Origin of the sequence: Saccharomonospora sp. (assembly GCF_027317685.1) — a bacterium.
In the GTDB taxonomy this organism is placed as follows: Bacteria; Actinomycetota; Actinomycetes; order Mycobacteriales; family Pseudonocardiaceae; genus Saccharomonospora.
Genome location: NZ_DAHVQP010000087.1, coordinates 1 through 2,784, shown reverse-complemented (window position 1 = coordinate 2,784; position 2,784 = coordinate 1). Strand labels below are relative to the sequence as shown.

5 protein-coding genes are annotated in these 2,784 nt (G+C 67.3%); all 5 read right to left on the bottom strand.

Annotation, left to right across the window (positions count from 1 at the left end; genetic code table 11):
• Positions 1-174 (bottom strand): S-adenosylmethionine synthetase N-terminal domain-containing protein (locus tag M7H19_RS10280; RefSeq protein WP_298180150.1); only part of this gene is annotated, 174 nt, incomplete at its 3' end.
• Positions 175-219: 45 nt separating this feature from the next.
• Positions 220-1,458, bottom strand: coding sequence for a bifunctional phosphopantothenoylcysteine decarboxylase/phosphopantothenate--cysteine ligase CoaBC (gene coaBC / locus M7H19_RS10275; protein WP_298180148.1), 1,239 nt, complete (start codon positions 1,456-1,458; stop codon positions 220-222).
• 7 nt (positions 1,459-1,465) lie between these two features.
• Positions 1,466-1,741, bottom strand: a complete 276-nt coding sequence (rpoZ, locus tag M7H19_RS10270) for a DNA-directed RNA polymerase subunit omega (protein WP_015785911.1) — start codon at positions 1,739-1,741, stop codon at positions 1,466-1,468.
• On the bottom strand, positions 1,738-2,406 hold the full coding sequence (gene gmk, locus M7H19_RS10265; RefSeq protein WP_298180144.1) for a guanylate kinase: 669 nt from the start codon (positions 2,404-2,406) through the stop codon (positions 1,738-1,740). Before gmk ends, rpoZ begins: the two co-directional genes overlap by 4 nt.
• A complete protein-coding gene (mihF, locus tag M7H19_RS10260) occupies positions 2,403-2,720 on the bottom strand; it encodes an integration host factor, actinobacterial type (RefSeq protein WP_005463640.1) in 318 nt (105 codons plus the stop codon). Before mihF ends, gmk begins: the two co-directional genes overlap by 4 nt.
• Positions 2,721-2,784: the final 64 nt, after the last annotated feature.

Genomic DNA, 2,784 nt, shown 5'->3' with positions numbered 1-2,784 from the left:
ACCGGCGACATGCACCTGCCCAGTGGTGATCAACGTCTCCACCGCGACCCGACTCCGCGGATCAACAGCCAACAAGGCATCCAAGATAGAATCGCTGACCGCGTCACAAATCTTGTCCGGGTGGCCCTCCGTGACGGACTCCGACGTGAACAACCTGCGGTTCGACGTGCTCACCGGCTCCTCGCCTCATTCTCGTTCGACATGCTGACGCGACAAAGCCTACTGTCGCCGTTCACCCGCACGCACCAACTCCGCCACGGCATCCCACACCGTGGCCGCCAGTTCCGACTTGGCACCCAACGGAATGCGCTGTTCGAGACCACTGGACGTCAGCAACCAGCCCGTGTTCTCGTCCACCTCGAACGCCCTGCCCTCACCGACGGCGTTGAGCACGAGCAGATCGACGCCCTTACGCTTCAGTTTGACCCTGCCGTGGTCGAGCACACTACCGTGCTCGTCACCTGTCTCGGCCGCGAATCCCACGAGAAGCTGGCCCGGCCGCCTGCGCTGCACGAGCCCGGCGAGTATGTCCGGGTTACGGGCCAGCAGCACCGTGGGCGCCGAATCGTCGTCCTGCTTCTTGATCTTGTGCTCGGCCCGCTCGGCGGGACGGAAATCCGCGACCGCCGCCGCCATGACGACGACATCGGCATCGACGGCCACGTCCTCCACCGCCGTCTGCAACTCGGCGGCGGTGGAAACGGACACCACACGCACCCCGGCGGGAGCGGGTAAGGCAGCCGTGTGCGCGGCGACGAGCGTCACTTCCGCACCACGCTGCGCGGCGACCCTGGCGAGGGCGTAACCCTGTTTGCCGGACGACCTGTTACCGAGGAAACGGACCGGGTCCAGTGGCTCCCGAGTGCCGCCCGCCGACACGACGACCCGCACGCCCTCCAAGTCCCTGGGCAGCGCGTCCGACCTCGCCAGCAACAGCCGTGCCAGGTCGACGATCTCCCGGGGGTCGGCCAGACGTCCCTTCCCGGTGTCCTTACCCGTCAACCTCCCCGAGTCGGGCTCGGTGACCACAACACCCCGGGACCGCAGCAACGCCACGTTGTCGCGGGTCGCCGGGTGTTCCCACATCTCGGTGTGCATGGCGGGGAAGAACGCCACCGGGCAACGCGCTGTCAACAGCGTGTTGGTGAGCAGGTCGTCGGCGACCCCGTGGGCCGCCTTGGCCAACAGGTCGGCCGTGGCCGGGACCACCAGCACCAGGTCGGCCTCCTGACCGACACGGACATGCTGCACCTCGGGCACGGCGGTGAACACGTCCGTGTGCACCGGATGCCCCGACAAGGCCTCGAAAGTCGCGGCCCCGACGAACTTCAGTGCCGCGGCGGTCGGCACGACCCGCACGTCATGTCCGGACTCGGTGAGTCCTCGCAGCACCTCGCAGGCCTTGTAGGCGGCGATGCCGCCTCCGACACCGAGGACGACGCGTGGTCGTGTTCCCACCGGTGAACTACTCGCCTTCGGTGTGCTCGAGCAGACCCGCGTGAATCTCGCGCAACGCGATCGACAGCGACTTCTCCCTCGGCCCCGGCTCGACGAGCGGACCCACGTATTCCAGCAGTCCCTCGCCCAGCTGGGCGTAATAGTCGTTGATCTGGCGGGCGCGTTTGGCGGCGTAGATCACGAGAGCGTACTTGGAGCTGACCTTCTCCAGCAGCTCGTCGATGGGCGGGTTGGTGATGCCTTCGAGCTGCTCGCCCTGCGGACCCAGAGTAATCGCGGTCACTGATCGTGCTCCGTATCGTCGCAAACGGTGGTTCGGCCAATCACCAAGCTTAGCAACTCTCGCGCGGCGGTTCGCACGTCGGCGTTGACGATGCGGGCATCGAACTCGTCTGCGGCCTTGAGCTCCCGCTCGGCCTCACGCAATCGTGCCCGCACGGCGTCGTCCCGCTCCGTACCCCGGCCGGTGAGCCTGTTGACGAGCTCGTCCCAAGACGGCGGCAGCAGCATCACCAACTGCGCCTCGGGCATGGCGGCCCGCACTTGACGGGCGCCCTTGAGCTCGATCTCCAGCACCGCCGGGCGGCCTTGGTCGAGCATCCGCTCCACCGGCTCACGGGGTGTGCCGTAGCAGTTGCCCGCGAACTCAGCGTGTTCGAGCAGTTCGCCGTTGGCGACCATGGAGGCGAACCGCTCGTGGTCCACGAAGTGGTAGTGCTCGCCGTCGACCTCGCCCGCCCTCGGCGCACGGGTGGTCACCGAAACGCTGAGGTAGATGTCCGGGCACAGCCTGCACAACTCGGCGACGACGCTCGACTTGCCGACCCCGGACGGCCCCGAGACAACGGTGAGCCGGTGCCTCGGGCTCCTGCCCGGCACCGACTCACCGTCCTTTTCACGACCGGCCGTTGGGCCCGCCGCGCTCGAGCCGCGATTCTGCTCGCTCACTCGCCGCTGAACTCGGCCAACAACGCCTTACGCTGCCTGTCGCCGAGGCCACGCAGACGACGGCTGGACGCGATCTCCAAGCGCTCCATCGTCTGCTGTGCGCGCACCTTACCCACGCCCGGCAGAGCCTCCAGCAACGCTGAGACCTTCATCTTGCCGAGGACCTCGTCCTCGTCGGCCTGCTTCAGCACTTCGGCGAGGGTCGTACCGCCACGCTTGAGCCGTTCCTTGAGCTCTGCACGAGCGCGGCGGGCGGCGGCGGCCTTCTCCAGCGCCGCAGCACGCTGTTCCTCGGTGAGCTGGGGAAGTGCCACGTTTTCCTCCGGTGTTACTCAAAAATTCTGGGTGGGTGTGGCGACCGTACCCACCCTCGACCTG